The following is a 16,195-nucleotide window of genomic DNA, read 5'->3' as shown; positions in this document are numbered from 1 at the left end:
GTCTTAATTTTATCTTGTCAATAAAATTGTACCCTATTTTTGGGGGTGGCAAGTATTTTATATATAAATTTGTAAAAATAAAGGTTTTGTCAAGGTTTTTTGATGAAACTTTTGACAAAACCTTTATATTAATAGGGGGATTTATATGAGTAAAAGATTTAAAGGTAGTATATCAATCTTTTTTTTAGCCACTTCATTTTTTATGATGTTTACTACAGAACATACACGGGCATTAGGTGATTATATTTTAGAATTTATAGGATTGAGATCATGGACAGGGGAATATATTGGGACCCACTTAACTATTTTCTATTTTTTACCGCTTACGGTTTTAGGTCTTTTTCTAGTTAATAAATATGCAATAAGAGGTTGGGGAATTAAAGGGCGAAATGTTTTGATAATATTTGTAGTTCTTATAATAGGATTTACATCAGTTACCAATATTACAGCTAAAATTATTAAAAGGAATTCAGATGGATTGTTATCAATAGGCTTTGATTCTGAAAGTAGTATAATATCATTTGAATCAGAAGATATGAAATATACTGAGTTTAATGCAAATATTGTTATGACCAATTATGGAAAAGAAGAAAGAAAATTTTATCTAACTATCGTAAGTCCATTCCCTGATAGTGAAAAAGATATGTTACTAAATGTTTATAAAAAGAGTGGAGAGCGGGCTATATTCAGATTAAAGGGGAATGAAACTAAAACTTTCAAAATTGATTTAGACAATTATGATGTTGGTAAAAATATACACTCATCCGTTATTAGTGGAGAAGGTAGTATTGAAGAGATTATTTTAGTAGATGTTAATAGTAATAATAAAGTTAAATTGAATAGAAATAATTTTTTTGGAACTGAATTAAATAGATAAATTATATTTTGTTTAAGTCTATAGGAGAGAAAAAACAAAGACTTTGAATTTAAGAAAAGGGAAGGGTCAGAAAATAAGGGACAGTTCATTAGAATAAATTAAGTATACAAATTAAATTTGTGTCAATAATATCACTTATAAAATATAAGGAGTGATATTATGCCACGAACAGCCCGTAGAAAAAGTCGCGACTCTATATATCATATTATGGTCAGAAGTGTTGGAGATTCGAAGTTATTTAAAAAAGACTATGATAAGGATATGTATCTAGGTATAATAAAGAAATATCAAAAAATATTTGACTTTAAAGTGTACGCCTATTGTCTAATGGATGACCATGCTCATTTCATGATAGATTCCAATGGCTCTGATGTATCAAAGTTTATGCAGAGAATAAATCAGTCATATGCTCAGAGATATAATATAAGATATGAGAGAAAAGGACATTTATTTGCTGATAGATTTAGAAGTGAAATTATAGGGGAGGAGAAGTATTTAAAAGTTTGCTTTGGATATATACACAATAATTCCAAAGACATACCGGGATGGGGAGGGAAGGAAGAGAAATATCCCTATTCTAGTTTTGGAATGTATATGGGCATACTGGAGAATAAATATTATATATTAGATATGGGTTTTATGATGGGAATTTTCAGTAAAGATTCTGCAAAGGCCCAGAAGAGATGTAGAGACTTTATGGGAGAATATATTGAAAATAGCAATGATGAAAAGGCTAAAAGACATATTGAGTTTAAGGACCAAAAAACTGATTATAGGAGTGAGAGACATATAGTAGCGAGGGATTATAATCCAGAAGATGTTAAAAAATTTGTATGTGATTATGTAGGCGTTGATAAAAGAGTGTTAATGGAACGATATAAAAGGGCTGGAACTGAGGGAAAGGCTATATTTATATTATTATTAAATAGATACTGTGATGTTAAAACTAAAGATATATGCGGGATTGTAGGTAATATAAGTCAATCTAGAGTTTCGGTTTTATGTAGTAAGGGATCTGAAATTTTAGATACTAAGATAGAATATAAGGGGATGATTGATGAATTTATTAGATTGAAAGCGTGATAAGATAGTACTTTAAATTCGAAAGAATTATATGTAGAATGATTATTATTGAATAGGTAAGTTGGACAGGCTATGAAAATTTTGTTTAAAAAAAGTAAGAAAATAAAATATAGATTGAGATATATGCAAAAAATAATAAAAGACAAACTTTTAAAATGAACTGTCCCTTTAAATAACAAATTTTTAAAATGAACTGTCCCTTTAGGGACGGTTTATTATAAATAATTGAACATAAAGGAGGGGAATTATGGAATATATTTATATTGGTTTAGGACTATTAATACTGGCATGCTTAATATTAGTTATTAGTCAATTAAGAAATAGTCTAGTAAGAATCAACATAACCTTAGATAAGATAGCTAGACAAATGGGAGTACTTGACGAAGTAGATGATAAAATAAAAGATCTAGTTTCAGAAGGCAAGAAAATTGAAGCGGTTAAAAGATATAGAAAAATTACTGGAGCTGGATTAAAGGAGGCTAATGATTATGTTGATAAATTAATTGCAAAGGAGTTAAATGATTAGTAAACAAATGTAATTAAAATAGAGCCCATAACTAAGTATAGTTATGGGCTTAAAATTTTATCTTTATTAAACATAATACGAAATATAATAAAGTCATCTTTATAAAGTAATTCCACTGAGCCACCATATTTGGTGGTTATTTTTTTGACATTATATAACCCGAAACCATGGTCTGATTTATTGGTTTTAGTTGAGAAACCTTTTTTAAATATTTTAGATAAATTTTCTGCGGGTATAGGGTTCCCATTATTATACACTTCTAAATATAAGTTATTTTCATCTTCATTAATTATAAGTTTTACCATCTTAGTTTTTTGATTAGGCTTAAATGGTGATTCAAAGGCATTATCTAGTAAATTAGATATAATAGATGCATACTCATAATCTTTGAATGGAAAATTTATTTCATAGGGCGGTATATTAACAACAAAATCAATATTATTTTTTTAGCCTCGCTAGTCTTGCTATAAAGTATTGCACTTATAACCTTATTACTAATATTAAAAAATAAATCTATATCTTTTAGTGAGTGATCTAGGGTTTCTATATAATTTTGTACACTTTCTGAAGACTCATTTTGACTTAGGCCATATATTGTGGTTAAGTGATTTTTAAAATCATGTTGTTTACTTTTAATTTCATTTATTAATGGTAAAAAAGTATTTTTTTGTTCTTTATATGACGCAATTAGCAACTTTTCTTCTTTAGATGATAATAAGGATTGAACAAAAGCAATATTTATTAATACAAAAAAAGTTATTAAAGAAATAAAAAAGAAAAAGTTAGTATAGCCATACATAAAAAGAATAAAGTGATATATGTAGATTAGAACATATAGATTTAACATTACAAAATAAATTTTTTTGAAAAATCCTTTGCATATTTTATAATATTTTTTTATTGGTATAAAATTAAATAAAGTTGCGATGAAAATTAAATAAAAAATATGTATTATAAACTGAAATTTTGGATTAACAAGGTCAAATCCTTTCAAATTAGAAGCAACAAGTAGCAATGGAGTTTGCAAAATACTAAGTGATACAAAAACGAAAATTAATTCAATTAATATATCTTCAAGCTTTTTACGAAATACAATATAGATTATTAAGACACTTATTAAATGACTTAATAGCATTCTAAAAGCTAGGTGATCTACAAGAGTCATTAAAAAAGCACAGATAGTGACACTAAAGATAACTTTAAATTTATTTTCTTTCCAAGGGATACCTATATGACACCAAATAAAAAAAACACAGGAAAGCTCTAGTAAGTATACGAAAAACCACTCAGGACCTACCATATATATTCTCCTTTCTTATGGGAAAAATACTTCTGAAAATTATCTATAACATTTTTTTTATAAGTTCCTCCTAATATAGCCTTTTCAGGATAATCAACGAAAAAAACATCCCAAGTATTATTGTTTTTTTGGATCTTATCCACATGATTTAGGTTTATTGCATAGGACCTATGACACTGGATAAAATTTTTATAAGGAAGCATCTTTAAAATCTTTTTTAAAGATGTTCTTTTAATCTTATGGATTTGATTATGAGTATGTATGCTACAATTTTTCTTATATACTTCAATAAAAATAATATCACTGAGTCTTATCTTTAATACTATATTTTTCAATTTAAAACTAATATATTTTTCATTATCTAAGTTAGAATTATTTATACTAGTATTTCTTATTAATTTTTTCGCTATATCTAATATCTGCTCCTTCTTATAGGGTTTTATTATATAATCATAACAATGGGTTTCTTTAAATGCATCCAATATATGGTCTTTAAAAGTTGTTAAAAAAACTATCCAAGTTAATTCATATAAAGGCATGTTTCTAATTTTTTTAGCTAAATCTAACCCACTCCCATCGGGAAGGCCAATATCGATAAAAAATAAATTGAATTTTTTCTTTTTTATTAAAGCTAGGGTTTCCTCAACTGATGAGACACAGTATATATTGTAGTCACCATCCAATGCACCTAAAATATTCTTTAAAATAAATCTTTGTTCTTTTTGATCTTCTATGATTAGTATATTAAAGACTTGAGACACCTCCAATATTTTTTATAAACTTAAGTTTATTTTATAATAAAATTTTCTATAGGTAAATTATTTTATGTCAAAATATGAGTCAAAAGGAAGATTCGGGGTCAAAAAAAGGGGATTAAGGACAAAAATATTGAAAAGAATTGGTGAAACGTAGATAATATTAGGTAGTGATGTACTTAGATCTAGGTAAGTCAATAGGGATAATTATTAAGTAAAAACATGTTTTTATATTATGACATAATTTTATTTATACTAAAGGAGTGATTTTATGGATAAGTTTTTTAATAAGATAGTTGAAAAAGTTATAGGAAAATCTATGACATGTTTCCAAAGAGAGTTAGTAAAGGGATTTATATTATTAGTTATAGGTATAGTTACAGGAGGTTTAATATTTATATCATCTGAATCGTCCTTTGATTGGTCAGTAGTGATCTTTATGTTTTATCCTATTGGCTTATATTATGGTTGGAGCTCAATTAAAAAGATTATTAGTAATGTGGGTAGAAGTAAAGTAAAGGTTAATAGCCATGGGAATCCTGGTATTACAGGTCTTGTAATAGGACTATACTTTGTGGGATTATTATTGGCAATATTTGTTGGATGGATTATTGGTCTTTTTAAGTTTATAAAAACACTATATAAATATAAGGGAACAGAGTCTAAAGAGGGACAGAAAGGGATAGTTGAGTAAAAATGGGAGAATGGAAATTTCAGAACTTAGAGAAAACCGATGATACATCTGTAACCGGGGAACAAATTTATAAGGAATATGGATCCACTAGGTATTATAAGAAGAATGTATTAGGAGAAAAAATTCAATGTGACAGGTATGGAAATACAATACATCACTCTATAAATGATACCACTGATAATGGAAATGGATATCTAGGCTTTGGGTTATTAATATTAGTACTTATACCAATTATGTTAATTGGTGATATAGCTAAAGGTGCAATTTTAATTTTAAGGTATTTTCCTAAAATAGTTATTGCTAGTATTATTTTAACAATACTTATACCTTTCGTTGAAATAGTAAGGGGAAAAAGTGAAAAAACTACCTTGTTGGACTTGATATATCCAATAATAAAACTTATTAACGTTGTTTTGGGGATATTAGTTATAATGGGAATAATTAATCTTTTAGGGGATAAAACAGACATAATAGATTTAGATAATAAACTTATAGTAATAGGGATATCAATTGTAGGGATTCTTATATATAATTTAATACCAAAAATTATATTTAGATTAATATTAAGAACTAAAAGTGTTAAATAGGAATACTGTCCTGAATACTCAAAGCAGTATTTTTATAATCTATTTAAAGCATATAAAGGTGTGATTAGAAGTAGGGGAAATGGAGGGCATAAAGAGCTCAACTTTAGCATTAATATGTAATTGTAAAATAAAAAAGAGATATAAATACATTAATGTATTTATATCTCTTTTTTATTGATAATGGCAAATTTATATATGCTAAAACATAAAAACTTATTGACTTTGAATAGAATAATGAAATGATTTTAGCAAGTTCTTTATTAGATAATAAGTAATATAATAAAGGATTTGGCTAGAAAGTGTAGAATGTAAGTAACTAAGATTATATAAGGGATGTGATGTAATTGAAAATCAAGATGCTGGTTGATAATAATACATTAAGTGGATTAAGGGGAGAATGGGGATTATCTCTATTTATTGAAGATAATAATAAAAATATTTTATTAGATGTGGGAAGTTCTGATCTTTTTATAGAAAATGCTAAAGCCATGGATATTGAATTATTAAAACTTGATTATTTAGTTTTATCCCATGGACATCATGATCATACTTGGGGATTACCCTACCTTATAAGACATTACAAAATGAAAGGGTTACAGAAGGAAGACGCACCGGAGACTATAGCCCATCCCTTTGCCTTTTACCCAAGAATTAGTCCTAAGGGTAAGAAATTTGACCCAATGGTGTCAGATAAAGAACTAGGTATACATTTTAATCTACAATTATCTAAAGAGCCTAAATGGTTAACTGAAAGGTTAGTATATTTAGGAGAAATCCCAAGGAATAATGACTTTGAAAGTAAAGAGTCAATGGTTCAAGTTGTAACTCCAGAAGGTGTAATAGATGACTATACTTTAGATGATACAGCATTGGCATACAAAGGGAAAGAGGGCCTAGTTATAATCACAGGATGCTCCCATTCAGGTATATGTAATATAGTTGAATATGCAAAAAAAGTCTGTGGTGATGAAAGGATTTATGATATTGTGGGAGGTTTTCATTTAATGAATTCTGAAGAACATATTATAAAGGAAACAGCAAAATATATGGAAAATAATACACCGGAGGTTTTGCATCCTTGCCATTGTACAGGATTAAAGGCAAAGATAGAATTGTCAAAGGTAGCCAATGTTCAGCATATTGGTGTAGGAATGGAATTGGAGTATGAGTAGAATAAGGAGAGAAAATAATGGATTATATAGAAATAGCCAATAGGGTTTATGAAGAAAGATATAGTGACGCAAAGTTTCTGATTCTAGCAGGGTCAATAGTTAGAGGAGAGGGAACGAAGACGTCAGATTTAGATATAGTCGTAATATATGAGAAAATAGATAAAGCATTTCGAGAATCATTCATATATGAAGGAACTATGATAGAGGTGTTTGCCCATGATATATCAACACTAAAATACTTTATGTACAATATTGATTATAATGATGGTAGACCAGTTATGGCATCAATGGTAAACGAGGGTGTAGTTATACCATCAGAAACGGAATTATCTAATGAGTTAAAAAGGATAGCTAAGGATCATATAAAAAAGGGTCCTAAGGAAACTGACATTGATAAGATAGATAGTATGAGATACAATATAACAAATTTACTTGACGATTTAAAGGATAGTAGAAATCGTAATGAGCAGACAGCTATAGCCGTTAGGTTATATGAAGATTTAGCAGAACTATATTTTAGATCAAGGAGATGCTGGCGAGGAAAGGGGAAATCAATTGTACGTATTATGAAAAAATATGATCCAGATTTTGCTTCGAAATATAATGAAAGCTTTAATCTTTTATTTAAAAAAGAAGACTCTTCAAAGGTTATAGAATTGGGGGAAGAACTACTAAATTCTGTAGGAGGATATTTATTTGAAGGATACAAACTAGAAGCAAATAAAGAGTGGAGGATAGATTGATATAGGGAAGATTTTTATGGTTAATACTAGCTTTTTTATGGGAATATTAGGTTTAGTGATATTCATTATTATAGTCACAACATTTCAAAAGCTACTAAAAAATAATGAAAGTGGTTTTTTACACTTGCTTATGTGTTTTATGTTTTTATGTTGGTTACCAGTACCATTAGTGGTCTATATAGAATTGAAAGCATATAGTTTTTTGTTTATAGGGGCACTGCTTGGGACAGTATCTTTAATACTTTATATTATAAAAATGATATTACAAGCCAGTCATTTATCATATTCAGCAAGGGCATCAAATAATGATAAAGAGCTATGGAGAGAAAAAAATGAGTGGATGTTAAATGGACTATTAGGAAGTCAAGTGGAGCTATTGGCAGGATTTCTTAAAGGGATATGGACCATATTTTTAACTATAGTATTTTGGTTAAATGGCCAAATGATATTTTCAGCTTTAGGTATTATTTATAGTTTATTTACTATCATATATTTATTAAAATTATTGGATACTAGTTTAATTAAAGAACTAAAGATATTAAAGGTACTTTCCATTAACACTTTGATTATTAACTTAGAAACGTCTAGTTGGTTTTTAATTTTACTAATATGGCTGAAAATAAATTGAAAGTAAATAAAGATATAAAATTAAAGGGACAGTTCATTACAATTATCAGAAATGGAGGTTATATAAATGGATTTATTTTTTGAGATACACAAGGACATACCAAGGGAAGGGCCAGGAGATAATGATTCTACAAGACAAGCTTTATCTATGCTAAAAGATATACCCAATAATCCAACCATACTTGATATAGGATGTGGTCCCGGAATGCAAACCATTGAGATTGCTAAAAATCTAAATGGAAAGATAACCGGAATTGACATAAATAAGTCTTTTTTAAACAGACTTAAAAAGGCTGCTAAAGATAAAAACTTATCTGATAAGGTAGAAACAAAGGAAATGTCGATGTTTTCATTGGAATTTGAAGAAAATACTTTTGATGTTATATGGAGCGAAGGGGCAATTTATATTATTGGCTTTGAAAAGGGAATAAAAGAATGGAAAAAGCATATAAAAACTGGTGGTTATTTAGTGGTATCAGAGCTTTCATGGCTAAGGGAAGATAGACCAAAGGAAATTGAAGACTTTTGGAAATCTAATTATCCTAGTATGAAAGGTATAGGAGATAATATAAAAGTTATTGAAAAGTCAGGGTACCAATCTATTGGCCATTTCATTATACCTGAAAAAGGATGGTGGCAAGATTACTACAATCCGTTGATTAAAAGAATAAATGAACTGCGTAAAAAATATATAAATAACAAAGAAGCTAATGATAGGATGGATAGTACAGAAGAAGAAATTGAACTATATAAGAAATATTCAGAGTATTATGGATATGTGTTTTATATAATGAAAAAGATTTAGATTGTGTAGATGTTTTTATTGGAATAGGGGGAATTTCATGAATTTAAAAACCATTGTAAATAAAAATTGGAATATTGGTGAAGTTAAGTCAATTGAAAAGATAGATTCTTTTACTGGACGGGTAAAAAAAGTATTTACTAACAATAAAGAAATTTATATCTTAAAAGAAAAGGAAAACATCACTTCTCTTATGAAGGAAAGTAAATTGTTAAGGTATTTAAAAGAGTGTAATATGCCTGTGGCTGCACCTCTTGTAACGAAAAATAATAGTGTTTATTATTGTCAGGATAATAAATACTATTGTCTTTATCCTATGCTTACTGGTAAAGACTATTTTAGCAATCCAGAAAAAGTAGGTGTTTATGCTTTAGGAAATAGTATTGCAAAGTTACATTTGAACTTAAGTAACTATAGTTTAATAGGAGATTATTCTGATTTAGACTTATTAAATACAGTTCTAAAATGGGCTAAGAAAATAATAAATGAACATAAAGAGTACTTTGATCTAGAATTTATTAATGAAGTCATGGATTTCTTTAATATTAATTTTAGAAAACTATATAATATATTGCCTAAACATTTAATACATAGAGATATCCATCCTGGGAATATGATATTTAAAAATAATATCTTATCTGGAATATTTGATTTTGAAATGGTTGTAAATGGAGTACCTATTTTTGATCCTTGTTATTGCGCATCAAGTATATTAGTGAGCAAATTTGAACAAAAAGATAAAAGGTTAGATTGGTGTACTAGATTAGTTGAATTATTAAAGGGATATAATGAAGAAGTTTCATTAACAAAAGACGAATTAGAAAGTATAATATTCATACTATTTTCTATACAGATTATTTTTATGGCATTTAGTTGTAATATAGATAATATAGATGCAGCTAAATATAATCAAAAGGTATTGAAATGGTTATACAAAAATAAGGAACAAATTAGAAAGAATGTGTTGTCAATTATATAACAATATATTGTCATATAGTTTTTGTCTATAACAAGATAAAAATAGCAGAGTTTGGATTTGACTTGTAGAGGGGTGAAGTAAATGACAACATACAAATAAATAAAATTATTTAATCCAATTGTAGCTATTTTATTAACGTCACTAATATTCTTAGCAATTCACATAAAAACATGGGATGAAAAGTTTGTATGGATAGGGTCATTAATTTTATCCTTGGTATGTGCTATGTCAGTTTATTTTACAAAGAGTATTTGGACAGCAATTATAATACATAATTTAAATGATTTCGGTTTTTTGACCTTAGTGAATAGTAGAAATATATTTAAAGACAAAACTGTAGAAACTGCTGACAGATAAATATTAAATAGGGGGAAATATAACTTATGAAAAAAATTATATTGTCTTTCTTTATATGTATTTTATTTATATCAGGATGTGCAACTAAGGATGGTTCAATAAGTATGAATAATAATAAAAATAATGAAGTACAACAATTGAAAGAAAGGATCAAAGTATTAGAATCTGAGTTGAAAGAAAAAAATACTTATATTAAGAAGATAAAAAAACAGGAGCAGCTATTTCCAATATTAAGTAATAAAGCTTTAACTTTTGTGCGAGGTCAAACTCAAGGAGATATTGAAAAGTTAAAAGAAGTTATATCTGACAATATTTCAATAGTAGTAGAAGAGGATATAATTTATGGTATATATGAAGATTATGGGGAGGAAATAAAGTATCCTTTATATGATAAAAGTAGAAAGACAAAGTATAGGTATAAAGATATGGTTATTCAAGGGTATGGATATCTAGAAGATGATACATATGGAATACATATACAGAAATTTTTTGTAAATGAAAATGATAAATCTATCAGTCCAACGTTTTTAGACTTATATTTTACTGAAATTGATGGAAAGTGGAAGGTAGATAAGTTTGAATTTGATATATAGATTGATAAATATACTGATATAAAGTAAAGGGGATAGGATAATATGATAAATCATAAAGGAACTCAGAGTATTAAAACGGATAGGTTATTATTAAGAAAAATTTCTCCCGATGATGCAGAAATGGTATATAGATGGATGAGTGACCCTGAAGTTTGTAAGTACGAGCATTGGTCGCCTCATCAAAGTGTTGATTTTACTCGGGGGTATATTATAGAGGTGTTTGATGGATATAAGTCTGACTATACATACCAATGGGGAATACAATTAGGTGAAGAACTGATCGGTTCTGTAAGTATTGTTAATGTAAATGACTATGACCGAAAAGCCACTTTAGGGTATTGTCTTGGAAAAAGGTATTGGTCTAAAGGTTATACTACAGAAGCTGTAAAAGCCGTGATAGATTATATGTTTTCTGAAATAGGACTTAATAGAATTGAAGCTACACATTCAGTAAATAATATAGCTTCTGGCAGAGTCTTAGAAAAAGTGGGAATGGTTTTAGAGGGACAAGCAAAGGATTATTATTTCTGTAACTCCGGTTTTCAAGATAGTAATATTTATGGAATTACAAGAAAGGACTATAAAGAAAAGTAATAGTGATGTATTACAGAAGGTGTAGGTGGAAACAAAGAGGATAAAAATTATATTGTATATAAATATAAAATAATATATAATTAATATTATAAAAGGAAAAGGAGAAAGACAATGGGTATTATAGCTAGTTCTAGTATATTAAGCTATTTACATATAGTATGTCCTATTTCACATGGTTTTAGACCCAACGGGATAAGTGGGTCTAAAATTTGATATTATGTAAACTACTCATTGGTTACTTTATAATCAGTTTTTAAATCATAAATTTTGTAGTTAATAATATAAATTTTAGATATAAAATCCCTAAGTAAATATTTACTTAGGGATTTTTATGTTCATTTTGGATGGAGGGAATTATTTTAGAGATATTATATTATTAAAATACAGGAGGAATTATCATGGAATATATAAACAAATTAAAACAAAATGTATGGAAAAATTATATCTTTATATTTTTATCAAATATAGATCTAACCCATGGAACATGGATGGTGTATTTAGCCATTAAGGGGATGTCATTATTTCAACTGGGAATAGTGGAAGGAATATTTCATATAACATCTTTTCTTATGGAGGTGCCAACTGGGGCAGTGGCAGATATTTGGGGAAGAAAAGTAAGCCGTATATTGGGAAGAGTATCTTCACTGATATCTGTAATAATATTATTGCTTTCAAGTGACTTCTATTTATTTGCATTGGCATTTGTATTTTCAGCTATATCCTATAACTTGGAATCGGGAGCAGGAGAAGCTTTAGTATATGATTCTTTAAAGGAATTAAATAGAGATGGCACTTATATGAAGGTAGTTGGAATTCAAGAAATAGCAATGCAGGGTGGTAAAACAATAGGTTTCTTACTAGGGGGTTATTTAGCGACAAAAAGTTATACATATGCTTATATAGTGGCGACTATCTTTGCTACTGTTACGGTTATACAGTGTTTCGGTTTTACTGAACCTAAAATGGAGGCAGAACATGATGGGTCGAGAAATGTATTTTCTGTTATTAAAAAGCAAGTTATGGGAAGTGTAGATGTTTTAAAAAATAATAAAAAAATAGGCTTTTTAATAATCTTTTCCCAAATTATATTTACATTTGGAACCAGTCTATTCTTTTACTTTCAAAATTATCTAGAGAGTAGTGGATATACTCAAAGTAAAATAGGGATAGTACTAGCCCTATCATCACTAATTGGAGCAGTATTAGCTTCTCAAGCATATAAGATAGAGAAAAGAATAAAAGAAAGAGGTATAATGATGTTTATGCCAATAATAAGTGCCCTATGTCTTTGGGGAGTAGCATTAACAGAATATCACTTCGTATTTTTTGTTATATTCTCTGGAGTAGACGGTATAATATATGTTGCAATAACTGATTATATAAACAAGTTAATTCCCAGTGACAGAAGGGCAACTATTTTATCATTTGCAAGTATGGTCTTTAGTTTATTTATGATCATTATCTTTCCTTTAATAGGAAAATTGGGGGATATGTTTTCATTAAAAACAGCCTTTATTGTATTGGCGATTGTCGCATCGGTTTTAGTTGCTATAAATATATATGTGTTAGTCATGGGAAAGGAGTTAAAAGAGGAGAAGAATAAAGTAGGATAAAATTTTTAATAGTTAAACATACATGACAAATGCTGTATAACATGGTACAATAAAGGAGGGAAAAATAGACATGATTAAATTTTCATGGTACAAATTATGTCCGATTTATTTTGACACAAAAAATTAGTTTTGAGTCATCATATATTTAAAATATTAAAAGAAAAGGAAGTATTATACAACTAATAAATTGGTAATTAGATTAAGTTCATTAAAGAATAAAATGCAATAAAGATTAAATATGGGAACAAGAGTGAGTTGTTAAGGGGTAATTCTTAAAGAATAGGTATGTTCTAGTTTGAAGACAATTTAATACTTTAAGAAGTCATAAGGAGGGAGAAAATGAAAAAGCAAAGCTTTTATTTACTACTAATTTGTATAACTCTTTTGATTGGTTGTTCGAGGGAGGAAACTTTTGATGATTTTTTTCATAAAACTATGGAAGAAAAAAATAAAGGGGAAGAGGAATATTCACTTATCCATAAAGAATTTAATATTGTACATGAAAATGATGCTATTGCAATATTTATGGAAAACAGAAACCAGCAAGAAAATATTTTTATAGGATATTATGAAAAGGAAAATGGAAATTGGAATTGGAGAAAAACGAGAGGGACAAGATGGGAGGGTCCCATTAAGTGGGTGTCAATGAATGAAGTTCCGTATATTTATTTTGGAACAATAGATGATAGTAATGTCTCTGAAGTTTATGTAGGGAAAAAAGCAGCTACGATAATTAAGGTAGAAGATAAGAAAAGGGTTTGGTATGCTATTAGCGATGTAAAGGATAGACAGGTAAAGGTAGTAAAAAATGACGGTACTCAGGAAATGGTAGAACAAACCGAAGGTGATAATTGGATAAAAAAAGATTATTAAGGAAGTAATAGAAGATAACCTCTTAATATTAAGGGGTTATTTTTTATTTGATATGAAATAGAGATTTATTTTTAATATATGGAAATCCTTTTATTTCTTTAATTTGATGGGTATAAAAATAGAGCATTAAAAGAAAAATATATAATTCCAAATAATTTTCATTAAAGATATAGTGTAAAAATGTCGAAAAATATCAATAATACAGAAAGATTTTATAATAGTCATGATATAGTTAAGATATAAATAAATCTATAAATTTTTAATATATTTATATAGATAGTGCTATGGAGGTGTAGATAAAATGAGTAAATTTAGAATTGTTATTGTTGATGACTCCCCTTTTTCAATAAGTATTCTTAAGGATGAATTAGAAAAAAAGGGTCATGGTGTAGTTGGAGAGGCAACTTCTTTAGAAGAAACTATAGAAGTGGTGAAGAAAGAAAAACCAGATTTAGTAACTATGGATATGACTTTACCTGGAACTGATGGGTTGGAGTGTACTAGAGAGATACATAAAATAGATAAAAATATAAAGGTAGTTATTGTTAGCTCTATGATGGATGATGAAATTGTAAATAAGGCAAAAGAAGCTGGCGCATTAGGTTATGTTCAGAAACCAGTAAATCCAGAAGAACTGGATACTGTGATTGAAAGACTAATGGCTAGAGAGGAATTATTTGAAGAATTAGAAGGAATGTATTTTGATGTGTTTAAAGAATCTTTTTCTAATAATTTAAATAGGCTGGCAGGAACAGTACCAGACTATAAAGAAATTGTGGAGTCTGAAGGAGCTCAGGTTTCTAGAGGTGTTTCAGTAGTGATAGGGATTATTGGAAAATATTCAGGGAGAATGATAATTGATTTATCCTATGATACAGCAAAAAAAATGTCAGAGATTTTTTTAAAAAGAAAAAGTAAAGGTGAAAAAGAAGATTTAGCCATGAGTGGTGAATTTGCAAATATGGTTGCAGGCAATGCCTGCTCTATGCTAAATCGTAAAAATAAAGTCTTTGGATTTCGTGTATCTCCACCCACAATATTCCACGGTGAATCCTTAAAAATTTCAAAGTCATCTATTAAAACTATATCATCGGTAATTGAAACAGATTTTGGAGAGATTTACTTTAGTATAGGATTTACAAGGGGTGATATAAAATGGATGTAAAGTTACTAAACCCATTTGTTGATGGGGTAGTAAATGTAATGTCTGAGTTTGGATTTTCTGATATTAAAAAGAAGTCTGTTGATATAAAGGGGAAGAGTTTAAAGAGTCGTGGAGTAATGATAAATGTAGGGATAGTAGGAGAAATAAGAGGAAATGTAGTATATAGTATGGATTTAGAAGGTGCTAAGAAAATAGCATCAAAAATGATGATGGGAATGCCAGTTGACGAATTTAATGATATGGCACAAAGTGCTATTTCTGAAGTTTCAAACATGATAACTGCTAAGGCTAGTATTAACTTTTCAGAGTTAGGAATAGAAACTAATATTTCTACACCTGCATTGATGTATGGAAAAGATTTTGAAGTAAAAATGAATATGAATAAAGTTATAGCCATAGAAATTTTACTTGATGATATTCCCTTTGAAATAAATATAGCTATTGAAAAAAGATAGTCATAATATGGATTTCAAATATAATAATCTAAATATAATATTACACAACAATAAATGCCTCTCTATATTATAGGGAGGTATTTATTGTGAAAAGATATTATTGGTTGAGACATGGAATAAACAATTATGTATGACATATATGACATAATATGGTATAATTAAATGAATTAAAAATAGATATAAATAGTAAGGTGACCGCTAAACTGGATATGTAGTAATAAAAACGTAAAATAGAAGTTGGTTATGGATAATATGTAGAATATTCAGTTGAGATAGGTAATGTAAAAAGTTCTATGAAAAACTAATGTTATGGATAATACTGGGATAAACCAGTGGAATTATACTAAGTCCACCGTAGCCGCCCTTGACAAACAGTAATCAAATGATATTTAAAATATAA

At 28.2% G+C, this 16,195-nt stretch carries 20 protein-coding genes; 17 read left to right on the top strand and 3 right to left on the bottom strand.

All coding sequences use genetic code 11. The features are described 5' to 3' along the window. Positions 1-145: 145 nt before the first annotated feature. The 3 genes from V6137_RS18295 to V6137_RS18285 all read left to right on the top strand — a co-directional run bounded on the left by V6137_RS18295 (position 146) and on the right by V6137_RS18285 (position 2,486). Positions 146-877, top strand: coding sequence for a hypothetical protein (locus V6137_RS18295; RefSeq protein ID WP_425449417.1), 732 nt, complete (start codon positions 146-148; stop codon positions 875-877). A 159-nt stretch (positions 878-1,036) separates the two neighbouring features. After that, on the top strand, positions 1,037-1,960 hold the full coding sequence (locus V6137_RS18290; RefSeq protein WP_425449416.1) for a transposase: 924 nt from the start codon (positions 1,037-1,039) through the stop codon (positions 1,958-1,960). 247 nt (positions 1,961-2,207) lie between these two features. Then, positions 2,208-2,486 carry a ribosomal protein L7/L12 gene (locus V6137_RS18285; protein WP_425449415.1) on the top strand — a complete coding sequence of 93 codons (279 nt, stop codon included), beginning with the start codon at positions 2,208-2,210 and terminating at the stop codon, positions 2,484-2,486. Positions 2,487-2,527: 41 nt separating this feature from the next. Here the strand turns inward: V6137_RS18285 and V6137_RS18280 are convergent, their stop codons facing one another. The 3 genes from V6137_RS18280 to V6137_RS18270 are packed head-to-tail and all read right to left on the bottom strand — an operon-like array spanning position 2,528 to position 4,547. Beyond that, on the bottom strand, positions 2,528-2,851 hold the full coding sequence (locus tag V6137_RS18280) for a sensor histidine kinase (RefSeq protein WP_483863910.1): 324 nt from the start codon (positions 2,849-2,851) through the stop codon (positions 2,528-2,530). A gap of 35 nt (positions 2,852-2,886) precedes the next feature. Next, positions 2,887-3,786, bottom strand: a complete 900-nt coding sequence (locus V6137_RS18275) for a hypothetical protein (protein WP_425449414.1) — start codon at positions 3,784-3,786, stop codon at positions 2,887-2,889. Beyond that, positions 3,780-4,547 carry a LytR/AlgR family response regulator transcription factor gene (locus V6137_RS18270; protein ID WP_425449413.1) on the bottom strand — a complete coding sequence of 256 codons (768 nt, stop codon included), beginning with the start codon at positions 4,545-4,547 and terminating at the stop codon, positions 3,780-3,782. The genes V6137_RS18275 and V6137_RS18270 overlap by 7 nt, the downstream gene beginning before the upstream one ends. A 265-nt stretch (positions 4,548-4,812) precedes the next feature. Here V6137_RS18270 and V6137_RS18265 point away from each other — a divergent pair, with 265 nt between their 5' ends. The 14 genes from V6137_RS18265 to V6137_RS18200 all read left to right on the top strand — a co-directional run bounded on the left by V6137_RS18265 (position 4,813) and on the right by V6137_RS18200 (position 15,795). Then, positions 4,813-5,235: a hypothetical protein gene (locus tag V6137_RS18265; protein ID WP_425449412.1), complete on the top strand. Its 423-nt coding sequence runs from the start codon at positions 4,813-4,815 to the stop codon at positions 5,233-5,235. A 2-nt stretch (positions 5,236-5,237) separates the two neighbouring features. Continuing rightward, entirely contained in the window at positions 5,238-5,822 is a 585-nt protein-coding gene (locus V6137_RS18260; protein ID WP_425449411.1) for a hypothetical protein, read from the top strand. Between the two features lie 344 nt (positions 5,823-6,166). Beyond that, entirely contained in the window at positions 6,167-6,994 is an 828-nt protein-coding gene (locus tag V6137_RS18255; RefSeq protein ID WP_425449410.1) for an MBL fold metallo-hydrolase, read from the top strand. A 17-nt stretch (positions 6,995-7,011) separates the two neighbouring features. Then, positions 7,012-7,737 carry a nucleotidyltransferase domain-containing protein gene (locus tag V6137_RS18250; RefSeq protein ID WP_425449409.1) on the top strand — a complete coding sequence of 242 codons (726 nt, stop codon included), beginning with the start codon at positions 7,012-7,014 and terminating at the stop codon, positions 7,735-7,737. Positions 7,738-7,753: 16 nt separating this feature from the next. Beyond that, positions 7,754-8,365, top strand: a complete 612-nt coding sequence (locus V6137_RS18245; protein ID WP_425449408.1) for a hypothetical protein — start codon at positions 7,754-7,756, stop codon at positions 8,363-8,365. 66 nt (positions 8,366-8,431) lie between these two features. After that, complete coding sequence (locus tag V6137_RS18240) at positions 8,432-9,169, top strand: class I SAM-dependent methyltransferase (protein ID WP_425449407.1); 738 nt, start codon at positions 8,432-8,434, stop codon at positions 9,167-9,169. Between the two features lie 37 nt (positions 9,170-9,206). Then, on the top strand, positions 9,207-10,145 hold the full coding sequence (locus tag V6137_RS18235) for a phosphotransferase enzyme family protein (protein WP_425449406.1): 939 nt from the start codon (positions 9,207-9,209) through the stop codon (positions 10,143-10,145). Between the two features lie 99 nt (positions 10,146-10,244). Continuing rightward, positions 10,245-10,502: a CPBP family glutamic-type intramembrane protease gene (locus tag V6137_RS18230; RefSeq protein ID WP_425449418.1), complete on the top strand. Its 258-nt coding sequence runs from the start codon at positions 10,245-10,247 to the stop codon at positions 10,500-10,502. 26 nt (positions 10,503-10,528) lie between these two features. Continuing rightward, complete coding sequence (locus tag V6137_RS18225) at positions 10,529-11,095, top strand: hypothetical protein (protein ID WP_425449405.1); 567 nt, start codon at positions 10,529-10,531, stop codon at positions 11,093-11,095. A gap of 42 nt (positions 11,096-11,137) precedes the next feature. Then, positions 11,138-11,689: a GNAT family N-acetyltransferase gene (locus V6137_RS18220; RefSeq protein WP_425449404.1), complete on the top strand. Its 552-nt coding sequence runs from the start codon at positions 11,138-11,140 to the stop codon at positions 11,687-11,689. 398 nt (positions 11,690-12,087) lie between these two features. After that, complete coding sequence (locus tag V6137_RS18215) at positions 12,088-13,302, top strand: MFS transporter (protein ID WP_425449403.1); 1,215 nt, start codon at positions 12,088-12,090, stop codon at positions 13,300-13,302. A gap of 339 nt (positions 13,303-13,641) precedes the next feature. Then, positions 13,642-14,175: a hypothetical protein gene (locus tag V6137_RS18210; protein ID WP_425449402.1), complete on the top strand. Its 534-nt coding sequence runs from the start codon at positions 13,642-13,644 to the stop codon at positions 14,173-14,175. Positions 14,176-14,476: 301 nt separating this feature from the next. After that, positions 14,477-15,340, top strand: coding sequence for a response regulator (locus V6137_RS18205; RefSeq protein WP_425449401.1), 864 nt, complete (start codon positions 14,477-14,479; stop codon positions 15,338-15,340). Continuing rightward, a complete protein-coding gene (locus tag V6137_RS18200; protein ID WP_425449400.1) occupies positions 15,331-15,795 on the top strand; it encodes a chemotaxis protein CheX in 465 nt (154 codons plus the stop codon). Before V6137_RS18205 ends, V6137_RS18200 begins: the two co-directional genes overlap by 10 nt. Positions 15,796-16,195 lie beyond the last annotated feature (400 nt).

This window comes from Dethiothermospora halolimnae (assembly GCF_037577855.1).
Taxonomy (GTDB): Bacteria; Bacillota; Clostridia; order Tissierellales; family VENL01; genus Dethiothermospora; species Dethiothermospora halolimnae.
This window is presented reverse-complemented; position numbering and strand designations above follow the sequence as displayed.

What these genes read in the sequence shown, in the direction of transcription:
- V6137_RS18265 (WP_425449412.1), top strand. Translation starts at nt 4,813, where the DNA reads ATGGATAAGTTTTTTAATAAGATAGTTGAAAAAGTTATAGGAAAATCT.
- V6137_RS18250 (WP_425449409.1), top strand. Translation starts at nt 7,012, where the DNA reads ATGGATTATATAGAAATAGCCAATAGGGTTTATGAAGAAAGATATAGT.
- V6137_RS18240 (WP_425449407.1), top strand. Translation starts at nt 8,432, where the DNA reads ATGGATTTATTTTTTGAGATACACAAGGACATACCAAGGGAAGGGCCA.
- V6137_RS18235 (WP_425449406.1), top strand. Translation starts at nt 9,207, where the DNA reads ATGAATTTAAAAACCATTGTAAATAAAAATTGGAATATTGGTGAAGTT.
- V6137_RS18245 (WP_425449408.1), top strand. Translation starts at nt 7,754, where the DNA reads ATGGTTAATACTAGCTTTTTTATGGGAATATTAGGTTTAGTGATATTC.
- V6137_RS18275 (WP_425449414.1), bottom strand. Translation starts at nt 3,786, where the DNA reads ATGGTAGGTCCTGAGTGGTTTTTCGTATACTTACTAGAGCTTTCCTGT.
- V6137_RS18260 (WP_425449411.1), top strand. Translation starts at nt 5,238, where the DNA reads ATGGGAGAATGGAAATTTCAGAACTTAGAGAAAACCGATGATACATCT.
- V6137_RS18295 (WP_425449417.1), top strand. Translation starts at nt 146, where the DNA reads ATGAGTAAAAGATTTAAAGGTAGTATATCAATCTTTTTTTTAGCCACT.
- V6137_RS18210 (WP_425449402.1), top strand. Translation starts at nt 13,642, where the DNA reads ATGAAAAAGCAAAGCTTTTATTTACTACTAATTTGTATAACTCTTTTG.
- V6137_RS18220 (WP_425449404.1), top strand. Translation starts at nt 11,138, where the DNA reads ATGATAAATCATAAAGGAACTCAGAGTATTAAAACGGATAGGTTATTA.
- V6137_RS18290 (WP_425449416.1), top strand. Translation starts at nt 1,037, where the DNA reads ATGCCACGAACAGCCCGTAGAAAAAGTCGCGACTCTATATATCATATT.
- V6137_RS18225 (WP_425449405.1), top strand. Translation starts at nt 10,529, where the DNA reads ATGAAAAAAATTATATTGTCTTTCTTTATATGTATTTTATTTATATCA.
- V6137_RS18285 (WP_425449415.1), top strand. Translation starts at nt 2,208, where the DNA reads ATGGAATATATTTATATTGGTTTAGGACTATTAATACTGGCATGCTTA.
- V6137_RS18200 (WP_425449400.1), top strand. Translation starts at nt 15,331, where the DNA reads ATGGATGTAAAGTTACTAAACCCATTTGTTGATGGGGTAGTAAATGTA.
- V6137_RS18215 (WP_425449403.1), top strand. Translation starts at nt 12,088, where the DNA reads ATGGAATATATAAACAAATTAAAACAAAATGTATGGAAAAATTATATC.
- V6137_RS18205 (WP_425449401.1), top strand. Translation starts at nt 14,477, where the DNA reads ATGAGTAAATTTAGAATTGTTATTGTTGATGACTCCCCTTTTTCAATA.